This is a genomic window from Bifidobacterium sp. ESL0728, assembly GCF_029392015.1.
Lineage (GTDB): Bacteria > Actinomycetota > Actinomycetes > Actinomycetales > Bifidobacteriaceae > Bifidobacterium.
In genome coordinates this window covers 127,523-150,929 of sequence record NZ_CP113925.1, presented here as the reverse complement: position 1 = coordinate 150,929, position 23,407 = coordinate 127,523, and the positions used below count along the sequence as shown (strand labels likewise).

At 53.2% G+C, this 23,407-nt stretch carries 15 protein-coding genes; 7 read left to right on the top strand and 8 right to left on the bottom strand.

The genetic code is table 11. From position 1 onward, the window contains the following. Positions 1–180: 180 nt before the first annotated feature. Positions 181–2,163, bottom strand: a complete 1,983-nt coding sequence (locus tag OZX67_RS00515; protein ID WP_277143156.1) for a hypothetical protein — start codon at positions 2,161–2,163, stop codon at positions 181–183. 98 nt (positions 2,164–2,261) lie between these two features. Next, positions 2,262–7,736, bottom strand: a complete 5,475-nt coding sequence (locus OZX67_RS00510; RefSeq protein ID WP_277143153.1) for a hypothetical protein — start codon at positions 7,734–7,736, stop codon at positions 2,262–2,264. 620 nt (positions 7,737–8,356) lie between these two features. On the opposite strand from OZX67_RS00510, the gene OZX67_RS00505 reads away from it, so the two are divergent. The 3 genes from OZX67_RS00505 to OZX67_RS00495 all read left to right on the top strand — a co-directional run bounded on the left by OZX67_RS00505 (position 8,357) and on the right by OZX67_RS00495 (position 12,270). Then, positions 8,357–8,689, top strand: a complete 333-nt coding sequence (locus OZX67_RS00505) for a hypothetical protein (RefSeq protein ID WP_277143151.1) — start codon at positions 8,357–8,359, stop codon at positions 8,687–8,689. A 623-nt stretch (positions 8,690–9,312) separates the two neighbouring features. Next, positions 9,313–9,693 (top strand): hypothetical protein, encoded by a 381-nt coding sequence (locus OZX67_RS00500; protein ID WP_277143149.1) that lies wholly within the window; start codon positions 9,313–9,315, stop codon positions 9,691–9,693. Between the two features lie 879 nt (positions 9,694–10,572). Further along, entirely contained in the window at positions 10,573–12,270 is a 1,698-nt protein-coding gene (locus tag OZX67_RS00495) for a dicarboxylate/amino acid:cation symporter (protein WP_277143148.1), read from the top strand. An 80-nt stretch (positions 12,271–12,350) separates the two neighbouring features. Here the strand turns inward: OZX67_RS00495 and OZX67_RS00490 are convergent, their stop codons facing one another. From OZX67_RS00490 to OZX67_RS00470, 5 genes are all read right to left on the bottom strand, one after another. Continuing rightward, positions 12,351–13,481 carry a hypothetical protein gene (locus OZX67_RS00490; protein ID WP_277143146.1) on the bottom strand — a complete coding sequence of 377 codons (1,131 nt, stop codon included), beginning with the start codon at positions 13,479–13,481 and terminating at the stop codon, positions 12,351–12,353. A gap of 1 nt (position 13,482) precedes the next feature. Continuing rightward, positions 13,483–14,883, bottom strand: coding sequence for a hypothetical protein (locus OZX67_RS00485; RefSeq protein WP_277143144.1), 1,401 nt, complete (start codon positions 14,881–14,883; stop codon positions 13,483–13,485). A 2-nt stretch (positions 14,884–14,885) separates the two neighbouring features. Next, on the bottom strand, positions 14,886–15,263 hold the full coding sequence (locus tag OZX67_RS00480; RefSeq protein WP_277143142.1) for a hypothetical protein: 378 nt from the start codon (positions 15,261–15,263) through the stop codon (positions 14,886–14,888). Continuing rightward, positions 15,260–15,472 carry a hypothetical protein gene (locus tag OZX67_RS00475; RefSeq protein ID WP_277143140.1) on the bottom strand — a complete coding sequence of 71 codons (213 nt, stop codon included), beginning with the start codon at positions 15,470–15,472 and terminating at the stop codon, positions 15,260–15,262. Before OZX67_RS00475 ends, OZX67_RS00480 begins: the two co-directional genes overlap by 4 nt. Positions 15,473–15,848: 376 nt before the next feature. After that, entirely contained in the window at positions 15,849–17,357 is a 1,509-nt protein-coding gene (locus OZX67_RS00470) for a hypothetical protein (protein WP_277143138.1), read from the bottom strand. A 384-nt stretch (positions 17,358–17,741) separates the two neighbouring features. Between OZX67_RS00470 and OZX67_RS00465 the strand changes: the two genes are divergently transcribed. The 4 genes from OZX67_RS00465 (at position 17,742) to OZX67_RS00450 (ending at position 21,951) form a co-directional block, all read left to right on the top strand. Next, complete coding sequence (locus OZX67_RS00465; RefSeq protein WP_277143135.1) at positions 17,742–18,461, top strand: LytTR family DNA-binding domain-containing protein; 720 nt, start codon at positions 17,742–17,744, stop codon at positions 18,459–18,461. Further along, positions 18,458–19,804 (top strand): sensor histidine kinase, encoded by a 1,347-nt coding sequence (locus OZX67_RS00460; RefSeq protein ID WP_277143133.1) that lies wholly within the window; start codon positions 18,458–18,460, stop codon positions 19,802–19,804. The genes OZX67_RS00465 and OZX67_RS00460 overlap by 4 nt, the downstream gene beginning before the upstream one ends. Positions 19,805–19,982: 178 nt before the next feature. Then, complete coding sequence (locus OZX67_RS00455) at positions 19,983–21,335, top strand: ATP-binding protein (protein ID WP_277143131.1); 1,353 nt, start codon at positions 19,983–19,985, stop codon at positions 21,333–21,335. After that, a complete protein-coding gene (locus OZX67_RS00450; RefSeq protein WP_277143129.1) occupies positions 21,316–21,951 on the top strand; it encodes a hypothetical protein in 636 nt (211 codons plus the stop codon). Before OZX67_RS00455 ends, OZX67_RS00450 begins: the two co-directional genes overlap by 20 nt. A 221-nt stretch (positions 21,952–22,172) precedes the next feature. Here the strand turns inward: OZX67_RS00450 and OZX67_RS00445 are convergent, their stop codons facing one another. After that, positions 22,173–23,195: an LPXTG cell wall anchor domain-containing protein gene (locus OZX67_RS00445; RefSeq protein ID WP_277143126.1), complete on the bottom strand. Its 1,023-nt coding sequence runs from the start codon at positions 23,193–23,195 to the stop codon at positions 22,173–22,175. Positions 23,196–23,407 lie beyond the last annotated feature (212 nt).

The window sequence follows — 23,407 nt, the reverse complement described above, 5'->3', positions numbered from 1 at the left end:
CTTCAAACCCACGGATAATTTCTATTCTGTTAAATTATATCAATATATATAACAAGAAAGCGTCTGCCGGGACGGGGACTAACCCATTCCGGCAGACGTGATATCAAGGTTCTTACCTCATTCTCTCGCGACGAATGCCGGAAACATCAACGTGACATTCATCTGCGGAGAAATCAGCAATCACTTGGCTTGGCGAGCCGCATTGTGACGACGCTTGAGCACCGTAGTGCCTGCTGCAACCATCGAAAGCGCAACGACCGCGAGGACGATCAGCGCGATTCCGGCGCTGCCGGTGAGAGGCAGCTGGGAGATGGCGGCCACGTTGTTGACGGTGACGGTGCCGTTGGTGGCATTGTTGCTTGCAGTAACCAGGTTCAGGTTCCAGTTGTCGCCACCGTTCTTGACGAACGGAGCGCCGGCGGCATCGGAGCCAACGGTAAGCGTGAACTGCGGCAGGAACAGATTGCGCACGTTGGTCGCGCCCTTGACCTGCTTGACGACATAATCGCCGCCGTCAAGATCCTTGAGCTGAATCTTGCCCAGGTTGTCGCCGCTAGCGGCAGGCGTCAAGTTGGTCAACGTGTCAGCAGGCTTGGTCGACAGCGAGTAGACGCCGGGGTTGCTGGGATCAGCTGCGAAATGAAGCGGCGTGGTCAAGTCATCGGACCTGAAGAGCCTGAATTCCGAACCGACCAATTTGGCCCCGTCGTCACCGTAGAGCTTGTTGAGCAGAGAGACGCCATAGAGCGTGTTGTCGACTACAGAAATGCTACCGCTGGTACCGTTAGAGTTGTTGCCATTATTGCTGGTGGCACTGCCGGAACCGCTTGTATGACCGTTGTTGGGAGCGTTGTTGGCGTTGCCGTTGCCCATCATGTTCGCCTGATTGTTCACATCGTCAGAATATTCCAGCATTGCCTTGTTCTTGACGTTGTTGCGATCACCGTTCAGATCGTACTTCATCCAATAGGAGATGACGATCGGATCACCATGGGTGTAATGGCCCACGAACGTATCGTAGAAGTTGAAAACGATGCGATGAGCATAATTCGTGCTCGGCATACCGGTCACCTCAGTGCTATCGATGTCGCTGTTGGTGATGTTATAGGAATTGGACGGGATTTCTGCATCGTTGTCCACATCCACATTCTTGACGAAGACCTTGGTCTTATGGTTGCCGTCGTTGACATAGGTCAACGGAGTGGTGGAATCATCCTGAACATTGAAGACATAATGCTGGAAACCTGTCGTCAGCGGCACCTGAGTCTTGATGTAATAATGGATATAGCCGCCATCAGCGCCCAAAGGCTTCTTATCCACACGTTCCTTGGTGACCGTGGGCAGATCGTTCTTCATGCTCACTTGGCCCAACTGACCTCCGTTGGCGACAGCGGTATAGGCCTTTGTACTGCCTGAGCCGAGATCCGAGTACACAGCGGTGCCCACAAGCATCGGGATGGAATTCGTGCCACCGTTGGTGCTGCCACCAGTTACATCCTCAATCACATACAGGCCAGGCTCACCAACTGGAACCTCGAAGGAGGAGCTGGTGTTGTTCACCGGAGCCGTCATGCCCGAATTCGGAGTATTGGCGTTTGCCGCAGCAGCTTGCTGCCTTGCTACGAAATCGGTTTGCTGGGTCAGGGTAGTGACGAACTGACGGACGCCACCGGCCCACATCGAGGTCTTGTTGTCCGGAACGGTCGGATCGTAGGAGGTCGTATCCTTGTTCATCGAATTGTCTGTAGGGGTGAAACCAAGATACTTCGAAGCCAGCTCACCGACAGGATTGTTCAGGGAATAGTTGTTGTCGTGCTGGAAACTGGAGATGCTGTTCAGCGCGGTCTTCGAACCTGTGAGCACACCAGGATCGGTGTCGAGCACGAAACCGGTCAAAGAACTGCTATCAGCGGAAGCCGCCTTGTAGGTTCCAACGCGGACGGCCGCGAAAGTGTGCCCGGAGATGTACTTGGGAGAAGCCATCACCTTGATGGTCGCCCCTACGTTCGCACCCGGATCGACCAGGGTGAGCGGCGTTGAACCGTCGTTGTCACCACCGGTTGCGGGACCTGCGTTCGCCACACCGAAAGGCGCGAACGCTAGCAAGGTGGCTGCGGAGACGACCGCTCCCACGATTGCGCTCAGCTTTTTCTTCTTATTCATTATTTATCCTTTACTTCTTGTGATTGTTTGCATTCCCACAACACGGAGGTCTCAAGGCCCCAGCGCTGTACAACATTCAACGATTTGCGGTTTCTTCATCAGTGCGAAGACCCTTCTGAACCGATGGATTTCATTGAATGCTTCTTCTGAGGCCGCTTTTGGCTCATGAAGTATGCAAAGGCAAGCGCGGCTGCTGCCAGGAGAGCGGCTACGAGGGCCCACCATCCGCCGGTGATCGGCAGGTTCTTGGTGCGCGTCAGGTTGAGCTTCTTGGTTTCGACACCGGACTGGTTGGTCTCCTTGTCGGTGACCTGGATCTTCACGTCGCCTTGGGTCGTGCCCTTCGGAATGTCGAAGGACCATTTGCCGTTGGTGCCGGTGAAGGTCTTGCTGCTCGTCTGCGTGGTTGAACCGCTGGGCCAGGTCACCTGCACGGTGAACCCATCAGGCAATGGTTCATTGTCCGACGTGTCGGAAGCATGCCAGGCGGTACCGCTCAGGCCGTTCCACCCTGCGGAGGAAGTGCCAGGGTTCGGGGCACGCATGTCGAGGACCGCGTTCTTGGTGGCCGGGTCGGATTCCACGCCGTCCTTGTTGACGAGCACGGCGGTGAGCACATAGTGCGTGCGTTTGTCGGTGACGTTGCCGTTGGTGCCGACACCGTTGTTGAACTGGTTCTCGTCGAGATCAACGGACCATGTTCCGCCGGTAACCGGTACCGTATTGCATACCGGAGCTACGGGGGTGCTGGTCCCCGGCTTATCGACAGGCTGGTAGCCGGCATCGGCCGCTTGGGCACAAAGCTTGACGGAGGCACCGTCCTCGTTCCAGGAGTATGTTCCCGAAACGTGGAGCTTTGCATTCTGCGGCAGCTTGCCGTTGACCGTGTGCGTGTAGGTGATCGAGCCGACCACGTTCTCACCATTGAAGGTCGGCGGTTCGCTGGGCTTAGGCGACTTGAAGGTGACGGTCTGCGCATTCGACATGGCCGAAGTGAGGTGGTACCCGCTGTTCTGGGTCTGCCGGGCACGGTACTGAATCGTCCTGTTTGCCGCATTGGTGATGTCCAAGTTGGCATCGGCATCGACAATCGACCACGTGCCGTCGGCGTTCACCGTCGCTTCTCCAACCAAGTCGTCGCCAGAGACGTCCTCTCCGGTAGCTCCGTTGCGCTCGCGGTAAACCATCACAGTGGAGTCCTTTGCGGCTCCAGAACCGGTAATGGTCCTCGCGACGCTCGGGCTCTCGAACGGGCTGCCGTCGATCTTATTGACGGTAAGGGCGTTCGGACGCGGCACATCGTAGCGGAAGTAGGCCGAATTATTGGTCCAGCTCTCATCAAGCAGCTTGTTGACCTGATCGGGATGGTTCTTCACCTTGTCCAAGGTGATGCCCTTGTCGCTGGGGTCGCCGATCCGATCGATCGGGTTGTAGATGTCCTGCGCCGCTTGGGTCTGGGTGCTGCAGGAGGAGTTGTCTTGCTGCTTGACGCCCTGTGGGTTCGTGGTCACCGGCCAGGTCACCATCTTGAAGTAGCCGGTCAGCTCAGGCTGGTCGGCTTTCGCCTTGGCGAAGTCGATGTCACCGCTTGCGGTGTTCGCCAACGGGCCACCGAAACGATTCTGCAGTTGGGCAGGAGCATACATGTTTGGATAATTCGTAGGGTTGCGGTGATCTTTATGTCCGCCGCCGCCATTGCCATCTGCAGGATCCTTGCCAACTGGGGAAAGCGTATTCGGGGTGTCGCTTACCGAAAGAAGGTTCTGGCTCAACTGGTAAGGCATGTTGTTAGTGCCAAGTGTGAAGTTACCTGAATTGAGCTCGCCGTTCATTGACGAATACCTAGCGATCTTATCGTTGCTCCAGTGCGAAAGCTGCTGCTGGGAACGCAACTGCGCCGTCGGGGTCAGATCCTTGACAGGCACCCAATTGTTGTTGTGATCCAGGCCAAGCCATTGGAAGTAGAAGTCATCGACTTCAGAGCAGGGATGGTTGCGTTGTCTATTATCTTTTTTGGATCTTGCACCATCATGTTCAGGGTCACGGCTTGAAGGCAATGACATGTCGTACCACATCGACCAGAACGAATTCATGGGAGCGACGCCTTTAGGCAGTTGGTTCTGCGGCGACTGGCTATAGCCGTTGTCGGTAACCAATGCCCAGTTGCTTTCACCGTGATTCCATGTTTGATCGACATTTACCGATTGTCCAGTCTTGGCGATTGGACCTGCAGCGATTCTCGGACCATTGCAGCCGGACGTTTGGTCGTCGCAGTCATCGGAGGCGTAAAGCTTGGTGGTGTAATGATGCACGGTGTGATCGCCGGCCTCGTCCTGATCGGCGTCGAACGTGTTCGCGACATCCACGGTTCTGGCGGAACTGTTGAGCGCGGCGTGGGTATGGTTGGCATCCGCCGCAGCCACGGCCTTCTCACCGGTGGTGACATAGACATACTGCATGTAATCCGTGCCGCCAGGGGTATCCTTGCTGATCTGGTCGGGCGTAGGATTCGCGCAACCCGGATCTATCTTGCTGCCGGAGCATTCAAGTTCATCGTTGGTGTAATCGACGTCGGCTTTGATCGAAACGTTCAGGTAATCGTAGACGCCGGAATTCAGCACACTGTTGATGGTGAAGCGAGGGTCGCTGCTCTGTGCGTTGGCCCAGTACTGCGCCGCTGGATAGTCGTCGATGGTTCTGGTGTATAGGGCCTTCCTCATCGCATCGTCATGACCCGAGCCACCGTTAAAGTCGTAATACACACCGATTGTTTTCTGCTTGCTGCTCGGATCGGGAACATTGGTCTGATTGCCGTTTTTATCGGTTTCGACATGGTAGCCCGTATCGGTGGTGTAATCGACGTCACCGTGGGCCACGCGAATCACAAAGTCCATACGAAGCTTGTCGTTGCCGGTGTCCATGCGGTTGAAGTAATTGAGCATCTTGAAGAGCATCGGCTTGTGGTCCACCGGCGTGATGGTCAAGGTCTTGATCGCCGAGAAATCGGATGGCATATCGCGACCGCCGCCCAGCGTTGTGGGAACCTGCTGCACGCGGTATTGATAGGTGTGTTGGTTGCCGTCTGCGGCTGGGGTATTGGTGTCTTTGAACTGCCAGATCCCGTTCGAGCCCACTATCACATCCTTAGTGTCCTGCTCAGTGAAGCCCTTGCCGTCAATCTGACGGTAAATCAGGACTTTGTCGCCGGGAGTGCCGTGCCCGGTCAGGGACGGCTTGTAGACCTCGGGGAGCTTGGCGTTATCGGCAGGGGTGTCGATGGTCGGAATCTCCGTGAAAGTGTTGAAGTTATAGAACGCCGAGTTGACCGACCAGCCCTTGGCCAGCCACTCATTGGCCTCAGAGGGCTGCATGCTCGAAAGAATGCCCTTGCTGCCGGTGCTCTGAGCTGCCAGCGGGTTGTAGACATCCTGGTTGGCGGAGCAGGCCGAATTGTTCGGGTTCGTCGTTTCAGGCCAGGCAACCAGCTTGAAGTAACCGGTGAGTTCCGGCTGGTCGATGCGCGCCATGGCGAAGTCGATGGAACCGTCTTGTAACTGAGCCGGGGCAGGGTCCGAACTTCCCTGTTTTTTGGCAACCAAGGGATCGGTGGTACGACCATCGAAGGACGGGGAAGTATTCGTCTTGTTGAACGCGGTGAAGTAGCCGTACTCGTTGTTGTCGGGCGAAGAGACGACAACTTGGTTGTTCTCTTGAGCCGTTGGGGTCAGATCTTTGACAGGCACCCAGTTGTTGTCTCTGTTGAGGCCCACCCACTGGAAGAAGTACTTGCCGACTTGCGAGCAATCATGCTTGCCTGCTGCCTTGGGCACGTTATTGTGCGGATCGGAGGGGCTTGCGGGGTTGTACCAAAGGTTCATGAACGTCGTGCTAGGAGCAATACCTGCTGCAGTATCGCCGGAGAAGCCGCGACCCGCCGTCGCCAGCCCTGAAGAGGTATCCAGGCCCCAGTTGGCGGAATCGCCCTTGGTCCCCGGGGTATCTTGGGAGTTATTGGATTTCCATGAACCGGACTTGCTGATATCCCACCAAGTGTCTACGGCGCCTTCCTTGCCGACGCCCAGACGCGGGCCGTTGCAGCCGCTGGTGGTGTCTGCGCAGGTGGCACTCGAATAGAGCTTTAGCGGTTCGGCTATCTCTGCGGCATAGGTCATATCAAGCGTGCTGCCGGTCGCATTCGAATCAACATTGTCGCTTTGTGTGGCGTAAAGATAAAGCTGGGCGTCCACACCGCCGGGTGTGCTCTCATTGACCGGAGTAGAGGAATAGTCAAGGTTGCCCTTTATCGAAACGGAGACATCGTCGAATTCCGGTTCGCCGCTTGCCACGGGCTCAACGTTGACACTGTGGATGGTGAATGCGTTGGAGCTGCCGTCACCGGCGACATTCGGGGTCTTGGCCCAGTCCGCAGCACCCTTCGAAGTGCCCATCGACTTAACGTACTTGGTGGGCACCAGCGCGGAATCCCTCTTGCCGTCTTTCGAGAACAGGAACGAGATTCCCGGCTTATCAAGGCTGGCGTTGACGGAATGATGCGGAACACGCAATACGAAATCGGCACGCAGGAAGCTGCCCGGTACCTCAACGCGGCTGACATAGTTGAGCATCGTCTTCAACGAAATTTGGGAATTCGAAGATTGTGCGCCCACTTCGGCGTTGTTCGCCTTGGAAGCCGCATCATTCTTTGCCGAACCCTGGGCCTGAGCGGCCGGCGTGGCGCAGGTGATGGAGGACTGATCGCCGCACCAAGACATGCCATCGGCGTTCAGGGCCTGCCCCTCGATGAGTTCTGCGGCATAGCCGGAATTTTCAAGGTCATCGGGGACGGCCACATCGGCGTCGGCTCCAGCAATGCTCGTGTCATCGAGCGCGACCGGGGCATGCGCCTCACCGTCATTGACCACCGCGTAGATTCTCAGCGCATTGGTGTCAGAGCTTTTCAGCGCGTCGGTCTTCAGGCCGATAGTCAGGTCGTCATAACCCTGTTCGGCGGAAGCGGCAACGGAATGAATAGTGAAGAAATTGCCGTTCGCATCACCGAACGCCTGCTTGGCCGCTGCAAGATCCTGCGCGGTGTTGTCGGCCTCTTTGCCGGCTTGCAAGGTGTTCATATAAGCCAACGGACGCATCATGTTCTTCGACTTGGCATCGGCCCCATCGCCGACGAAGAGCTGCAAACCACATTTGCCCTGCTCATCGAGTCCGGCTTCGGACGCCGATTTCACATCCTTGCCTTGGGCACCGGTGGCGAGTTTAACGCACTGCGGCGAGACATCGCCATGGCCCACTCGCAACACAAGGTCTGCTCGCAGACCTTGTGTGGTCCAGGAAGCGCTGGCGTTATAGCCCATCAGTTTTGTCAACCCGGGCTTGTGTCCGATGACATCGGAGGAAAGGGGCTGGGCTGCCTTCGAGGTCGCTGAATCCGCCTGCGAAGTAGCGGTCTGGGCACTTGCGCCGCCTACGACCGCCAACCCGATAACAGTTCCAACTGCAACTACAGCAGCCAAAAGCTTGGCGGATAAGCTGCGCCAGCTTGTCGTAGTTTTTTTCATGTTCAGACTTTCTCTCAACGTTATTAGTTTTCGATGATAATTATTACGGCAGAGAAATGCAAATCGGCAAGTCGTTTTTGATATTTCCGCAGCAACCCCGTTGCGGAACTGACAATTACTATAACATAGTAATAATTACTATTATCTAATTCTGTCTTCAGATATGTCTTTCACTCCGCCAAAAGCCAGCCACAAAACCGCGTCCCCGGAGGCAGAAACCTCTTTCTGTTGTTAAGGCAAACGTTTGATATTTACTAACTTTTGGAGTCCCTAAACTACGATGCACTTATTCACAGGAAAATCACGAATTTACGCTATTATCGAAACATGTAAAATCTCACAAATTCATAAACTTCACATTTCCTACACTTTTGTACAGCATGACATTCAGATTGGAAACCCTACCAACAGAGCATTTAGGACACGGACAAAGCCCATAATTCCGACGATATGGCGCAGAAGACCTTTGGAGGCAGGCCGTAAAGGCGGTTTTGACGGTAATCGATTTATGTTAATTATTATCTATCTATATTGTTTATTTTATGGCATATCTCTCTTTCACATCAAACGTTTCAGTTTAAATGGTTACTTTTTAAGGCTAAATGTCGCATAATGAATGCATGAATGAAAACACGCGTAACAATCCGACCGGCAATCCGATTGAATGGCTGAAACGCATCACGCATGACGACTCCATCAACAAAATTTCACACCTGAGCGGCATTCCTTACACAACCCTTTACAAACGCTTCAAATCCAACACGCTCTCCACCGACGAAATCATAGCGATTGCGCGCGGTTACAACATGAACCCCGTGGAGGCATTGGTCCAAAACAACGTAATCACCGCGGACGAGGCCACAGACGTACGCGGGGAAAACGCCCTGAGACTCTCCAGCATCACCGACATCGCCCATGAAATCGTGCGGCGAAACACCTCGAATAGGGGCTGACCGACACCGACAATCCAGCAGTGCCGGGAAATCTCAAAAACACGAAGCCGACTTTAACGAAAAACTCTGAGCCAGGAGATCCCTGGCATGCGCGGCAAGGCCACAGAGCTGAGTGCTAAAAGCAAGATGGTCGCAAGAAATCTCAAAGCCTTAAGAAACCCCATTGGGGTTGCGAGCTTATTTAGAAATAATCGTCATCGAACAATCGGATCGGGAAATCGGGAGTGCAGACACTCGGCACAGCACAACGCCTCATGCAACGGCGAAGATAAACACGCATTTTTGCATTAGACAAATAGCGCGAATTACGCTAGTAACTGAATCTCAACAATTGCGAACGTTTTACGTATTTTTTTTCAAATTTTTTTTTAAACGCTTGATTGAAGTCAAAAAATTTATGAACGGTTTTTTGTTGACAAATTATAAAAAACGGAATTCCAATTCAGGTTAAATTTGACTTCAGATTTCCCGTTTTTGCAACGATTAGCAACCAAATATTCGACAAATCGATATAAAGATAAACCCGTCTGTAAAATATCGCAAAATAAAGTTGCTACAAACGTCAAACGTTTAACAAATTTTTCCCTCTCACATTTTCACCTGAATTATCAGAAAATAAAAACATGGAAAAAATTCGACATAATCATATTGAATGGCTACGAGAAATCACACACGACGATTCCATCAACAGAATCTCGCAACAAGCCGGCATTCCTTATGCCACCCTTTACAAGCGCTTCAAGTCAGGCGAGCTGGCGACCGACGAAATCGTCGCCATCGCACGAAGCTACAGCATCAACCCCGTTGACGCGTTGGTGAAAACCGGCATCGTCAGCAACGAAGAGGCTTCAGGCGTGCGTGGGGACAACGCCTTGCGTCTGTGCAGCATCCAGTCGATCGCCAAGGAAATCGTCCGCCGCGACAACGAAAAGACGCAGCCAAGGGGCAACGACAAGCACAAGAGCGACGTCGAGGCACAGGATGCCAACACGATGGCCGCCTGAATACTTTCGCAAATTCTATCGGGTTGATGACATATCAGTCGTCAGCCCTTTTTTATTTTGGCTTTCGGCCACGCGGCACTCCACGTGCTGCTCCGCCTGACATTCCAAGCCTATTTCCCCCTACTCACTCCGCCTGCGCCGCCTTACACGGCACTCCGCACGTCACTCAGCGCCGCCCCAAGGTTACTCAGCAGACTGTCTAGGGCTACTCAGCACACTGCCACGCGTCACTTTGCACACCGTTCGCGTCACTCCGCACGTCAATCTGGGCATTGCTCTGCCGCCACTTTGCTTGCCGAACACTGCGTCAAAATGCTTTTCTGTTGGCACAAAAATCCAATTTCATAAGATTTACTATTGCAAATATCGCCGTCATCGGTTATTGTTGCATCCATGACATCACAAATTTCTTCTGCAGGCAGCAGCAACGGCTACGGACTCTATCGCTCCGCCGCCAGCTGTAATTCTCGTCTGCAAATGATGATGTCTTGTATGACGATGCCTTGTTGTCGCTGAATTTTCGATAATTCCGCCGCTGCATTTTTCGTATTCTTTTTAGAATTCATTCATTCGTCGCTTGTTGCGTCGGTTGATCTATCGATTCGTCATCGATATTCAATCGAATGAATAATTGATATCTGTTTCCAGAGAATTACGAATATATTCAAACCCTCAACGTTTCAGCTACGGGACCAGCCGACTTCTGTCATAGACCGCCAAACCTTGCCGAACGTTACGTATTCCGTAACGGATGCACGGATTCAAACGAGGCCGAACCCACCGGTCTGAACCCGCAAAAGCAGAGTTTCACGCCACCAAAAGCACATTTATTTCGTACATATATACATAATTTTATACAAACTGATTGAGAGGAAGATCATGACCGCAATTACTTGGAACTGGCTGGCGCTCGGCGTCAGCGTTCTGCTTTTCGCCGGGCTGGCCGTGCTGAGCCGCACCAAAAAGGCCGGGTTCAGCGCCCGCGTCATCATCGCCACCGTGCTCGGCATCGCGATGGGCCTGATTTTCAAGGGCCACACCGACTACGTCGCCGCGTTCGGCACCGTCTGGTCGAACGCCATCGGGGCCATCGTGGTGCCGCTGCTGCTGTTCAGTGTCATCGCCAGCATCACCAACCTCGGCTCATCTTTGAGACTGAAAAATATCGGCGTGAAAACCGTGGTGTTTTTGCTCCTGAACACACTGACGGCCTCGCTGATCACGCTCGGGCTCGCGCTGGCATTCGGCGTGGGCAAGGGCTTCGACGTGGCCATGCCACAGCACTACCAAGCCAAGCACGTGCCGGCGGTGCTCGACACCATCGTCGGGCTTTTCCCCTCGAATCTCGTGGCCAACTGGGCCGCCAACCAAGTGGTCCCGGTCGTTATCTTCGCCATTCTCGTCGCGCTGGCCTACAACGCCGCCGCCTCGACGCCCAAGGGTGAGGCCGCAGTCAAGCCGTTCAAAACTTTCGTGGACGCCGGCAACGTCGTGCTCTCCAAGGCCACGCAGATCGTCGTCGGTTTCACGCCTTACGCCGTGCTCGTGCTGATCGCCGCCGCCATCTCCAACAGCAACCTCGTCGCCTTGCTTCCACTGCTGCTCGTGCTTGTGGTGGCCTATATCGCCATCGCGCTGCAGATGTTCGTCGTTCAGCCGGCCATCCTCGGCGTGACCACGCGCACCAATCCGCTACGATTCTTCAAGTTCTTCTGGCCCGCCGGCGTTGTCGCTTTTACCTCCGAATCCAGCATCGGCACCATTCCCGTGACCGTGCGCCAAATGCGCAAGGGCGGAGTCCCCGATGACATCGCCTCATTCGTCGCCTCGCTGGGCGCCAACCTCGGCATGCCCGGATGCGCCGGTGTGTGGCCGACGCTGCTCGCTGTGTTCGCCGTCAACTCGCTGAATATGCATTACACTCCGTTGCAGTATCTGCTGCTCGTCGCCCTGACCCTGCTGGTTTCCATCGGCACTGTTGGCGTGCCCGGCACCGCCACCATCACCGCGACTTCCCTGTTCGCGGCCACCGGCCTGCCGATCGCCTTCATCGCCATCGCCCAGCCAATCTCGCAGATCGTCGACATGGGCCGCACCGCCCTGAACGTGGCCGGCGCCACCAACACCGCCTTCATCGTCGCCGCCACCGAGCATCAGCTCGACCGTGACCTCTACGACGGCCGCAAGGAATTCGTCGATTCGGACTTGGATACAGACGCCTTGGATGCAGGCGCCAAGCAGGATTCCGCCAAGGTGCCGGCCGGCGTCAGCGCTTCCGCAGCAACCGGAGACGCAACCGCAGAAGACGCAGAAGCGGTTGCAGGGCCCAGCGGCAGTGGAACGGATACGGATGCCGACACCTCTGCTCAACTCGACGCAACGCAGAACAATCCCAACGCACAACCCGCTGTCGATGCGAACGCCGCCAGAACCTCAACCGCAACCGCCAGCCCGCTGCATCTCTCCGCCGCCAGCAACCTGCTGAGCTTCTCCCCGTCCGCCGCGCTAGACGGCCAAGGCGACGACATGTGCGGCCTTCGTCCGTCCAACAACAGTAAGGACGCCGAAGCCGAATAATCCAGTACCGTCTAGGTCTTGCTAATCAACAACCCGAAATTTCCTGTGCGCCGCAATCACCTGTCACGGCGCACAACGGTTTATTTCACCGGTGTAACCAGCAACGTAACGCCCTGTTCGCCATCCACTTCAGTCAGCGCAACCAATGTCACTGAACACTTGTATTTTTCTGACGTCTTCGTTTCTCCGATCTTCAGCCCTATGTTGTGATCATAAGTGCTTCCGATTTTCGGATTACTACATAGAATCAAACCGATTGTTCTCGTATCGTAATTCAAAAAGTTGGGATATACGTGAAGGTCGGCATATCCCAAGTCGATATCGTTACCCATCTTCATCGTAAAGACCTGGCCGCGGTCAAGCTTCTCCCGAGGAATATCGGCCTGCTGACGAAAGATGGCTTGGCGCCCAGGAACCGCTTGCAGAGTTATGCCTTGCCGTCCCTTAATCTTAATGAAAGCCGAAAGGGTAAAGACCCATCCAATTCTGTCGGATTTTTTAGCCTGTCCAAGTTCCAATGTCATGGCGTCAGATAGGTTTGTCTTTGTATCATATACATCTATCGATACTGTGGGTTCCGCATTTCCAGACTTGTTTAACGACCAAGGAACATTGATACGCATTCTTCCAAAATCAATAGTCTCCCCCAAACAAGCACTTTTAACCATGTCAAGCGCAGCTTGATTCTGCGACATGTCAGCTTTCCGCTCAACGACAGGCCCCTTTTGGTAAGGCTCAACCATGACCTTCACCCCCTGCACACCGTCAAAGTCGATAAGCGCAGTCAAAGTCACCGAAACGCCAAGTTCAGCACTACTTTTCGTTTCGCCAACCTTCAGTGCATCAGACCAGCCTCCTTTGTGGCTAGAATTGCCAACCATGAGTTCGACGCTGTACCCATCCTTATCCTGGAACAGGGCGTTCTGTACGCCTATCCTGAGATCCCCGAATCTCATCTGTCCATCAAGCTGAGTTGACTCGACATATCCGTTATCAAGCCGTTGCTGTGGAATATTGGCTGATTGTTTCACGATTGGATGCAGAAACGCGTTCATTATCCGTCCTTTCGACGTCACATATAAAAACCCGAATAACAGTCCGCCGACCAAGGAAACGACTAAGACGACGATACCGGCAATGAGCCAACCCCGATGACGCGACCGCTTATTAATCTCTTGCCTTCCATGACTATTATCGGTTCCCTGTTTCATATTATTGCCGAGATTCACTATCAAACATCCGGTCAAAGTCACTTTTGCTAATCCAGAAGACACCATTATTCTGGTCGCTGAACTTCCCATCTGCCTGATTGCCCTGCCCCCAAGGATTACGTAGAGCCACCATGCCACCTCTCGCATCCACGACCTCATAGGCGTGGTTATAAACAATCTCGACCGTTCCGCTGCCTGAAGCTTCTGGACTTATTTTGGCCTGAATGGAACCAGAATACTCTTCTGTTTTCTGCCACGGCCAACACAGGGGTGCCGGCTTACTGCCAGCGACAGATATAGTGCCTTCGCCCTTACCGATGCGTCGTTCGACATTCGTAGGCATTGAGCCTTGTGATTCCATCGCTTCGTTACCAGGATCACCGCCCGTTTTAAGCGGTTTTCTGCCGGTAATGGCTTCCCAAGCGCTATCCGGATTATTGCCATTCAGTGCACCATTCTTAAACTGGTCCTCAATCGCGGCCTCATACAATGAAGCAATTGATTGGCCACCGTTAAACCACTTATTGCCATTTCGGTCCAGCATATATTGGTTACCAGAAAGTCCCATAACGCCTACACCGTTCAATGGTACTTGAGACACCTTCACCCATACAGGTTTGCCATCATCATAAATCCTAACAAGATAGTACGGCGGTTTTTCATCCGTATGATCCTGGATACCGGCCCTAAGCTCATCGTCCATACCAGCATCAATCATCGCATTGATTGTGGAAAGCAACCAACAATCGCCAATACCACTCTGTCTTAACTCACCAGCGACTAGTGGATCGTTCGCCACAATCCCTGATTCTACAGTTTCGCTCCAATCAAGGCTTGAGTCATCATGTTCCCAGAATTGCCACCATTGATGATCGTGAAGATTCCCAGTATCGCCATAACCGTTTTGTCCTCCATAGAGGCCGGCAGTGGCTTGGTCAAATTCGTGAAGGCGATCAATCTTTTGTTGAAGCCACGCATTGGTCTTGCGATCCCGAGCAAGTAGATTATTCAGATTGGGAGAGAGCAGAGCACGCGTAACCGGGGGAAGAAGCTCTTGGGCTATTTCGATGATGCGGCCGACCTGCCGAAGACGATCCTGGGCTTGGACGATAGCATCCTCTGCGATGAAATCGTCCTCGATATACTGGTCGAGCATGCGCGACAGGGCGGCATGGTCACCAAGTATGGCGCGGTCATAATCAAGAGTTGCGCTGATTTTCTGTCCAGTGGTTTCAGCTTGCCGCTTGACGGCTTGCCACGCCTCACCGGTCAACTGACCTTCATTCGCCAACCTGTCACACGCGAGAGCAGCTTCTTCCAACCGCTGGTCACGTTCCGTGATAGTTCTAACAGATGTAGCGAGCGCCGCATGCATTGCGCCCTTGTCTACAATCAGACCCACTATTACCGCCTCTCCAATTTGCCTCGCCTCGCGGCACCCTGCTTCTTAAGCGCAGCCTGACCTCGTTCAAGTTCCTCATCGCGAACATGTATCCTGCGAGCCTCTGCGTCACGATCCTCGGCTTCCTGCTCAATCTGGACGGAAAGATGGCTTACAATACCTTGAAACTCCTCTTCAATCCTGCCAAACTCCGCGTATGTAGCGTTACCCCGCAATCCTTCCGACAGACCCATCCACACATCGTGATGAAGAGTCTGAGCCTGCCGAACCGTATCCGATGCATCATTCAAAGACGCGCACTCACGGCGAAACGTGTCCGTTCTCTCCTTGTCGGCGCGCAGACGCCTGTCAATTCCGGTATCACCACGCTCGCCGCTCATTTCAGACCCTCGATGGCATCGGCTACTGTCTGATCCGCCTCACACAATCCCTCGTGGGCCCAAGACGTCCCAACCGACAGTGCGCGCATCATACCCGCCAGCAATCCCGCCGCTTGTGAACTGGCCGCACAAGCCGAAGCCGCACTTGCCACCGCACAGATATTCGTGGCACCGGCATAGAAGACAGGCCCAGCCTCCGCAGCATCCATAACATGCTCCAAGGCGTCAGCACAACTTTGCGCGGTAGCCGAAGCACTCCGTATCTCACCCATGAAGAAACGATACCACAAGAAATTATATTATAATAATTTATATTATTAAATAAAACCCACCCGTTCGACACCTAGCTCAACCGTCCATCAGGCAACCATTCGCCACTTCTCTGAAAAAAAACGAGGACGTGCAGGCGAAAGGCTGAAGACTTGATTTAGAAGGTTCGGTCTTTAATATTCCGTCCGCACCCTAAGACGCATAAAGGTCGGCCGACAGGCTGCGGGAAATGGTGAAACCCATACCAAATCCGTATTACCTGTCGGCCGACCTTCTAAATGGCGAAGCTGTCGTTAACGACGAGCGTGCTGGTTGCTAGGCACGCTTGCGATCGACGAGCTTGATAGCGGCACCGGCGGCTGCGAGCAGCGCCATGATGCCTGCGACGATGGAAACCGCGGCACCGGTCTTTGCCAGACCGGCCTTGTTGCCGGCAGCTGCGCCACCGGCTCCACCCTTACCTTGAGTCGGGGAAGCCTTACGGACCAAAGCGGACTGGGCGTCCTCGAGCTCCACGTAGTTGTAGGTGTAATCCTCACCGCTGTCACGCAGCAGCTGAGACTGTGCATCCGGGTTGAGGGCTTCCTTGGCGTCCTTCAATGCCTCGGCGAAGACCTTCCAGGAAGCCTCGGTGTAATCGGCCTGCTTGAGCTTTTCGGCTTGGGCGACCAAACCACTCAGGTCGGCCTTGGTCTTGGGAGTAGTGGGAACATCCGCACCGGTCTTCTGACCGGCAATCGGGGTCTTCAAACCGGCGAGATCCTCGTCGAAAATGCTCTGGGCAGTGCTGACATCTTCTTGAGTGGCGTCTGCATCATTCACGATGCTTTGAGCGTAGGGGACGTCGAGAGTGACGAGGTACCAAGTGAACTCGGTATAATCGGCAGGCTTCAACGTGGCGACCTTGGCGATGTCGGCCTTGAGTCCGGCGATGCTGATCAGAGCGCCTGCCTTCGTGTTGAGGGCGGTGGCTTCGGCGTCGAATGCGGCCTGGGTATTGTCGGTATCGAGCATGGCCTTGGCCTTATCACGCTCGGTGGTGAACGCAGCCCAAGGGGAGGCGGCGGTGAAATCGCTCTGCTGATAATTCTTCACCTTGTCATAGGCGCTGCGCAGTCCGGCCTTCTTGTCGACAGGAGCGGGAGCCGGAGCAGGTGCAGGGGTTGAGGATCCACCCTGACCAGGAGCCGGCGCAGGAGCGGACGGCAGCAGCGAGGGATCCAGATCCCTTGTGGCCTTATACAAAAGGTCATACGCTAAAGTGATATCATGCACATTACTATGGTTAGTGGGCTCAAATATCCAACTAGCCGACGTACGGCTTAGCTTAAAGCTTGTCCAATTTTCATTACCGGGATAGCTGCTTTCCTGTACGTCTTTGACCTTGTTGTAGAAAGCAAGCAAGTCATCCTTGGTTTTCCATGAGTCGGCGCCAGTCGGCAGACCGGCAACGGCAGGCTGGAGCTTACCAGGATAGGATTTAAGTATTGCCGTTTGATTGTCAACGTCGCCTTGGTGCCCGGCACCCTGTGTGGTGTGGTCGTTGGCATCATTGAGCATGGCTTGTGCAGTATCCAAATCATTGTACATAACTGCCCAAGAGCTCTGGGTGTAGTTACCACCGGGATATGTATTCGCGATATTAAGCACCCTATTGTATTCGGATTGAAGCTGCGTCTTATCAAAATCAGACGCCTGCGCCGAAACCGACGGAGTTGAACCCGGGGCCGGGGTCTCGGCCGCCGATGCGAAACCAACACCTGCAAACAGGGTGCAAGCTGCCGCAAACGACGCGACAACGACCATCTTCTTCGTCTTCTTCATATATCAACCTCCGTTGGAAAATAACCTAACGTCAAACTTTTTACTCTCTTTTTTGCGATTTGTCCAATCCTGTCCAATTATCGGCACAATAACGCCGATAAACGGTAAAAAAATAATCATAAATACGTATGGCAAACTGTTGCCATACATTTTTCCCAAATTAGACTTACATCAATTTTCTTACCTACAATTATTCACTCACACCAAAACCCCTACTGTGATATGCGATAATTAAGATAAAGCTGAATTATTTAACTATTTATTATGGATATAAAACAAATTGGGAACTCATAACGACAATATAGCAATCTGCCCGGCTATGCCATCAAACTGTGCTATAGAGAAATATTATGAGGCAAAAACCTCAAGCGAAAGGCGGCGACGATGCGCAGCATACGAATCGGAGTAGTGGAAGACGAGCCCGCCGCATGTCAGAAAGTACTCGATTATCTCAACCGTTACCAAAGCGAAAACAGCGAGAACTTCACGGTTTCGGTCTTCGACGACGGCGCGAAAATCGTTGAAGGCTACCGGCCCATTTACGATATCCTCCTGCTCGACATCGAAATGAAGCAGATGGACGGCATGGAAGCCGCGCGGCGGATCCGCAAGGTCGACAGCAGCGTCGTCATCGTGTTCATCACCAACGCCTCACAATATGCCATCAACGGCTACGAGGTGCAGGCGCTCTCCTACCTCCTGAAACCGGTGCCGTACTTCGCGTTCAGCCAGGAAATCAAACGCTCAATCGAGACGGTGCGGCGTCAGGCCGACGATTCGATGCTCTTCGAGGCCGGGTCGCAGCGTACGCGCGTCGAGCTCAAATCGATCGTCTACATCGAATCAATTCGTCATACAATCATCATTCATACGCTCGACGGCAAACTTTCCATCACCTCGACGCTGAAGGAACTGGAAGCGCAACTGGACGGGCACGACTTCTTCCGCTCCAACTCCTGCTATCTAGTCAATCTGCGGCACGTCACCGGCATCGAGGACCAGGACTGCATCATGAGCAACGGCGAGCGCCTGCGCATCAGCCGCCCGCGCAAAAAGGCGTTCGTGGCCGCTCTGGCCGGCTACATCAACGGCGGGCTGCAATGAACACGCTGAACACCATCACCAACGCGCTGCCCAACATTCCGCGGCTCTACACCGGCATCTGCGAATGGCTGGCCTGCGTGGTCTACTTACTGGTCATCTACCGGCGAGCGCCGAAATGGCGTAGCGTACTTGCGGCCGCGATCGGTTTGCCTGCGATTATCGGCATCCAATACCTTGACGGGGCGATGAGCATTGATTTCTGGATTCTGGGTATGCTGCTTGCCGTAGCCGGAATGTACCTTATTATTTTTCTCGGCGCACAAACCACGCCGCGCGAGGGGCTTTACATCACTGCCCGCGCGTTTGTGCTCGCGGAACTCGTCGCATCGCTGCACTGGCAGATTGCGACGTTCATCGGGTTCGACAAACACAGCCACGGCCACACCTCGGTTTCGGGCCTGGACTTGCCCACAGCGATACTGGCCACGATAATCTACCTGATCGGTTTCGGCCTGGCTTGGGCCATCGAACGCCACAATTTTGAATGCGACAAGCCCATGAACCCAAGCCGCACCGCGGTGGCCGGTTCCATCATCATCACCATCGTCACGTTCGCAATGAGCAACCTGAGCTTTGTCTCGACCAATACACCTTTCTCCGGCTCGGTGGGGCAAGAAATCTTCTATATCCGCACGCTGGTCGATCTGTGCGGATACGCAATTCTCGGCGCGCAACAGGAACAGGCCAGGGTGACGCGGGCGAACGTCGAGCTCACCTCCATCGACGCGAAGCTGCAGAGCGAGCACCAGGAATACCTGCAATCCAAGGAAAACATCGAATCGCTCGGGCGCATTTCGCACGATCTGAAACACCAGATCACGGCGCTTCGGGCCGAGGTCGACCCCGAGCACGCGGCCGCCGGCTTCGAACAGCTTGAGGCGTCGGTCAAGGAATACAGCGCGCAGGAGCACACCGGCAACTCCGTGCTCGACATCATTCTCACCTCGAAAGTGAATGCCTGCGCGAAGAAGGGTATTACGTTGACGACGGTGGCCGACGGCAAGTTGCTGAGCGACATGAGTTCGATGGATATCGCCACGCTTTTCGGCAATGCGCTCGACAACGCCATCGAGGCGGCTTCCAAGGTCTCGGAACCGGAACGGCGGCTGATCAAGCTCGCGCTTTACAAACACGGTCAATTTACGGTCATCCGCGTCGAAAACTATTACGAATCGGCTTTGCAGACGGACGACCAAGGCGACCTGCGCACCACCAAATCCGACCAGCGCGCCCACGGTTACGGCGTGAAATCGATCAAGCACATCGCCGATCTCTACCACGGCGACGTCACCATCAAGGCCCGCGACCACTGGTTCATCCTGACTGTGCTGCTGCCGCGGTGAAGTCTGAGATACAGAAAAGTCCATCAGAATAAACAGGATTTGCAATCAAACCCCTATAGGTAGCCCAAAAATCTACCGTCAGCTAAGAGACAAACACAAACATCACACTAAGAGAACTTACCTTTTGTGATATACTGTAAACAGAAAAAATGTTTACAGCTATCAAAAAGGATGTAAAATGCGTTTACTACACGTTTCTGTAAGCGGTTCAGAACCTTACAGCGATAAAACGCTAGATCTTGATTTCTTTGCGGAAGATCAAGTACGCTCCTATGGGCCAGCCTCCGGAATCACCAGACTCGGCGGGGAATCAAGTTCGGTTTATTCCCAAAACGTCATCGCGCTTACCGGCGTCAACGCAACCGGCAAAACCACGGCACTTCGTCTCTTAAGCTTCGTCATTTCTGCGTTGACGGACAATATTGCCCTTTTCCAACAAGTACATCCGTTATCAACTTGCGATAACTCCATACATATAGAAACCATATTCGAAGCAAAAGGAATATTTTATCTACACGAGGCAAGGTTGCAACCAGTATCTGATTTAGAGGACGGCATTTCAAATGAGACCAAAAGATTTGCCTTCACTTTTGAAGCACTTTGGCGTTTTGACAAGAAACAACCATCTCGAGCGCAGCTAAAAGATTTCGAAGCTTTCATGAGATCGGCAACTCTCACTCAAGTGCGAGACTTTGAGCCTGAGGAAAACAGGAAACACGATAAATACTTCGATGCAACTGTGCGTTTACCAGACATCGTGCTTCCATATCTATCACCATATATGAGCACAATCGTAAATATTGCACAAGAAGCGAAACCCTCGCCTTCACTAACTCACATTGCACCCAATCCAGTTCTTCAACATCCGGATATTTTTATGCCCGCTACACTCGATGACCATAACCCGGTAACAACCATTGCAGACCCAATTCTGCATGTTTTCGATGACAGCATAGATTACTATCACTTGGACAAAGACAGTCAGCAAGTACACATTCGTTTCACTGGAGACCCAAAAGAATATGTCATGGCTCGCAGCGAAGCTCATTCAATACTGTCTTCCGGAACTGAACGCGGCTCAAGAATGGTCGCAAACGCGCTATCCGTATTGCAAAAAGGCGGATATCTCTTGGTCGATGAAATCGAAAACAGCATCAACAAAGAGCTGGTCCACATGATCATCAATCTTTTTGTGTCCAGAAAGACTAATCCACACGGTGCAACTCTCGTTTTCACTACCCACTATCCCGAGCTGCTCGACCTACTCAACAGGAAAGACAACATCTACTTCTTGCGACGCAATAATCAAGACGGCAACAAAGTCGATGCGGTGAAATATTCCTCGGCAGTCAAGCGCGGAGAGCTCAAACGTAGTGAAGTCTTTGCGTCGAATTTTATAGGCGGCACAGCCCCCAAAGCCAGCAGCCTCAAAGCCATACGCGATTATATTGCCACAGAGGTCAACAAGCCATCGTCCACTCACCACGCACTTCCAAAGACGGGAGAAAGACATGAAAAGCCGGCAAAATGAGCTTGCACGCCGCATTGGCGACTCCCACGTTCTGTTCTCTTGTGAAGGTGTGGCCGAATCCGTCATCATTACAGCGCTGGTGGAACAAGACCTGACATTCCTTGACATCGATAACATCATCACCGACCCACTGACGGATGCCTGCTATACCTTGGAACGCAAAGGTTCCAGCATAGTCCAGCAATACCTTAATCAGGATTACGGCAGTGACGTCTTCGTGCTTTGCGTGCAGGACCAAGTCAATCACAAAATCAGCCTAGGACCGGCACGACGGAATGGGTTGACTTTGGGTCCTGGCACCCAACCCGTGCATCAATCAGTCGCTTTGAATATCACTACTCACCCCGAAATCGAAATGCTCGTGATTTGCCGTGAAAACGCCACAGAACAATATGAGCACTGGAAACAGAGCAAACGACATAAGAAAGAAACCAAACTAAAGCCGAGTCTTTTCTGCAAGGAAGAACTCGGAATGAGTGACGTAAAAGAACGACGCTTCCTTGCAGAATATTGGCGAGATGGCGACAAGCTCGTGGAAACCTTGCTGAAATATCAACACATAGCAAGCCGGAAGAAACAACACAACGACTTTATGCTCGCTGATTTACTGAAATAACTCCTTTGAACTGAGTGAATTAAATCTTTGTAATCCGAGACTAACCAAAGACTGCGTTCATTAATTCACGCTGAAAGTTAAAGACCAACGTAAAAGGCCGTTCCACCGGACATGTATCCGACGAAACGACCTTATACAGCTCTCTCTATTCTTTATTCACGCATTTCGAGGATTTTCGACGCTATACACAAATAGGAATAAGAGCAGAGAATCCACTCGCCTCAAACGCGTTTGCGCAGCAGGCTCAGCGAACCAGCCGCTGCAAGAGCCGCGAACATCACCAGCGCCACAACGGCAACGTTGGAACCGGTATTCGCGAGCTTTCCGCCCTTGGCCTTGTTTCCAGCGTTCTGCTGACCCTTATTGGGAGTCTGTTGCGGACCAGGAGCAGGAGCAGCGGCCTTCTTGAGACCAGCCACGGCAGCCTTCAACTGGTTGTCCAAAGCCTCATAGCTGGAGCCGGATTGCGGACCCGATTGCAGCGCAGCCTTGCCCGCAGCGCGAGCCGCGTCGAAGGCCTTCCAGGAATCGGGAGTGTAATCTCCCTGCTTGTAGTTGCTGCCATACGCATTGTTTACAGCCGTCTGCAGGAAGCCTTTCCAAGCAGTTTCGGTATATTTCAGATTGTCGAGAGCCTTCTGAATAGCCTGTGCATCGGCATCGAGTGTAGCCTGGGTGACAGTGGAATCCCAGACATCGGTATGGCCCTTCGAGATTGCGGCATCATAAACAGCCAATGACTCCGCAGTGTAAGGATCCCTTATAAGATGAGGGGCATTATTGATATACATCCACACTTCATACGAATACACGGCAGTTGCAGTTTTGAACGCAGTGGTAAGTGTAGCAGCCTCATCGTTGATGTCGGCAGCAGTCGCGCTCTGATCATCGTAGACGCTTTTCGCCGTGGTCAGTTCAGCTTCAACACCGGAGGTGCGCCAAGCCGGGTAATAATCCTTATCCACTACCTTATTACTTACCTGATCGATAACGGCTTTCAGCGCAGCCCTGGCCTGATCGGTCTCAGCGTCCTGAGCGGACGGAGTCGGAGTGGCTTCTTCGAGATCCTGACTTGCTGGCTGCTTCGCATTGCCTTCGGCAGCGGGAGCAACCTGCGAGGTGGTCGGAGCAGCAGGAGCGGTCTGCGTCTGCGTCTCATCCGCGTTCGCAATACTTGCGGTTGACAACAGCACGCAAGCAGACACAAACGCCGCAATTCCGGCAGCTTTCATTCCTTGATGCATTATTGAATACCTTTCTTTTTCTCGCCTCATTGCGTGATTTCTATAAATCTCTTATCGCGTGATGGACTTTATTGCCGTACAACAGTTCTTTCTAATTGCACAAAACAGAAAGCTTGAATATTTTATCATACGATGGATAATTATCTGGCATATTCAAGAAAGCGGAAGTGAAGAGTTTGTAAGACCTTAGTATTCCGGTTCTGGCCTCGTTC

What these genes read in the sequence shown, in the direction of transcription:
- OZX67_RS00490 (WP_277143146.1), bottom strand. Translation starts at nt 13,481, where the DNA reads ATGAAACAGGGAACCGATAATAGTCATGGAAGGCAAGAGATTAATAAG.
- OZX67_RS00470 (WP_277143138.1), bottom strand. Translation starts at nt 17,357, where the DNA reads ATGAAGAAGACGAAGAAGATGGTCGTTGTCGCGTCGTTTGCGGCAGCT.
- OZX67_RS00515 (WP_277143156.1), bottom strand. Translation starts at nt 2,163, where the DNA reads ATGAATAAGAAGAAAAAGCTGAGCGCAATCGTGGGAGCGGTCGTCTCC.
- OZX67_RS00475 (WP_277143140.1), bottom strand. Translation starts at nt 15,472, where the DNA reads ATGGATGCTGCGGAGGCTGGGCCTGTCTTCTATGCCGGTGCCACGAAT.
- OZX67_RS00455 (WP_277143131.1), top strand. Translation starts at nt 19,983, where the DNA reads ATGCGTTTACTACACGTTTCTGTAAGCGGTTCAGAACCTTACAGCGAT.
- OZX67_RS00460 (WP_277143133.1), top strand. Translation starts at nt 18,458, where the DNA reads ATGAACACGCTGAACACCATCACCAACGCGCTGCCCAACATTCCGCGG.
- OZX67_RS00450 (WP_277143129.1), top strand. Translation starts at nt 21,316, where the DNA reads ATGAAAAGCCGGCAAAATGAGCTTGCACGCCGCATTGGCGACTCCCAC.
- OZX67_RS00505 (WP_277143151.1), top strand. Translation starts at nt 8,357, where the DNA reads ATGAATGAAAACACGCGTAACAATCCGACCGGCAATCCGATTGAATGG.
- OZX67_RS00445 (WP_277143126.1), bottom strand. Translation starts at nt 23,195, where the DNA reads ATGCATCAAGGAATGAAAGCTGCCGGAATTGCGGCGTTTGTGTCTGCT.
- OZX67_RS00500 (WP_277143149.1), top strand. Translation starts at nt 9,313, where the DNA reads ATGGAAAAAATTCGACATAATCATATTGAATGGCTACGAGAAATCACA.
- OZX67_RS00480 (WP_277143142.1), bottom strand. Translation starts at nt 15,263, where the DNA reads ATGAGCGGCGAGCGTGGTGATACCGGAATTGACAGGCGTCTGCGCGCC.
- OZX67_RS00495 (WP_277143148.1), top strand. Translation starts at nt 10,573, where the DNA reads ATGACCGCAATTACTTGGAACTGGCTGGCGCTCGGCGTCAGCGTTCTG.
- OZX67_RS00510 (WP_277143153.1), bottom strand. Translation starts at nt 7,736, where the DNA reads ATGAAAAAAACTACGACAAGCTGGCGCAGCTTATCCGCCAAGCTTTTG.
- OZX67_RS00465 (WP_277143135.1), top strand. Translation starts at nt 17,742, where the DNA reads ATGCGCAGCATACGAATCGGAGTAGTGGAAGACGAGCCCGCCGCATGT.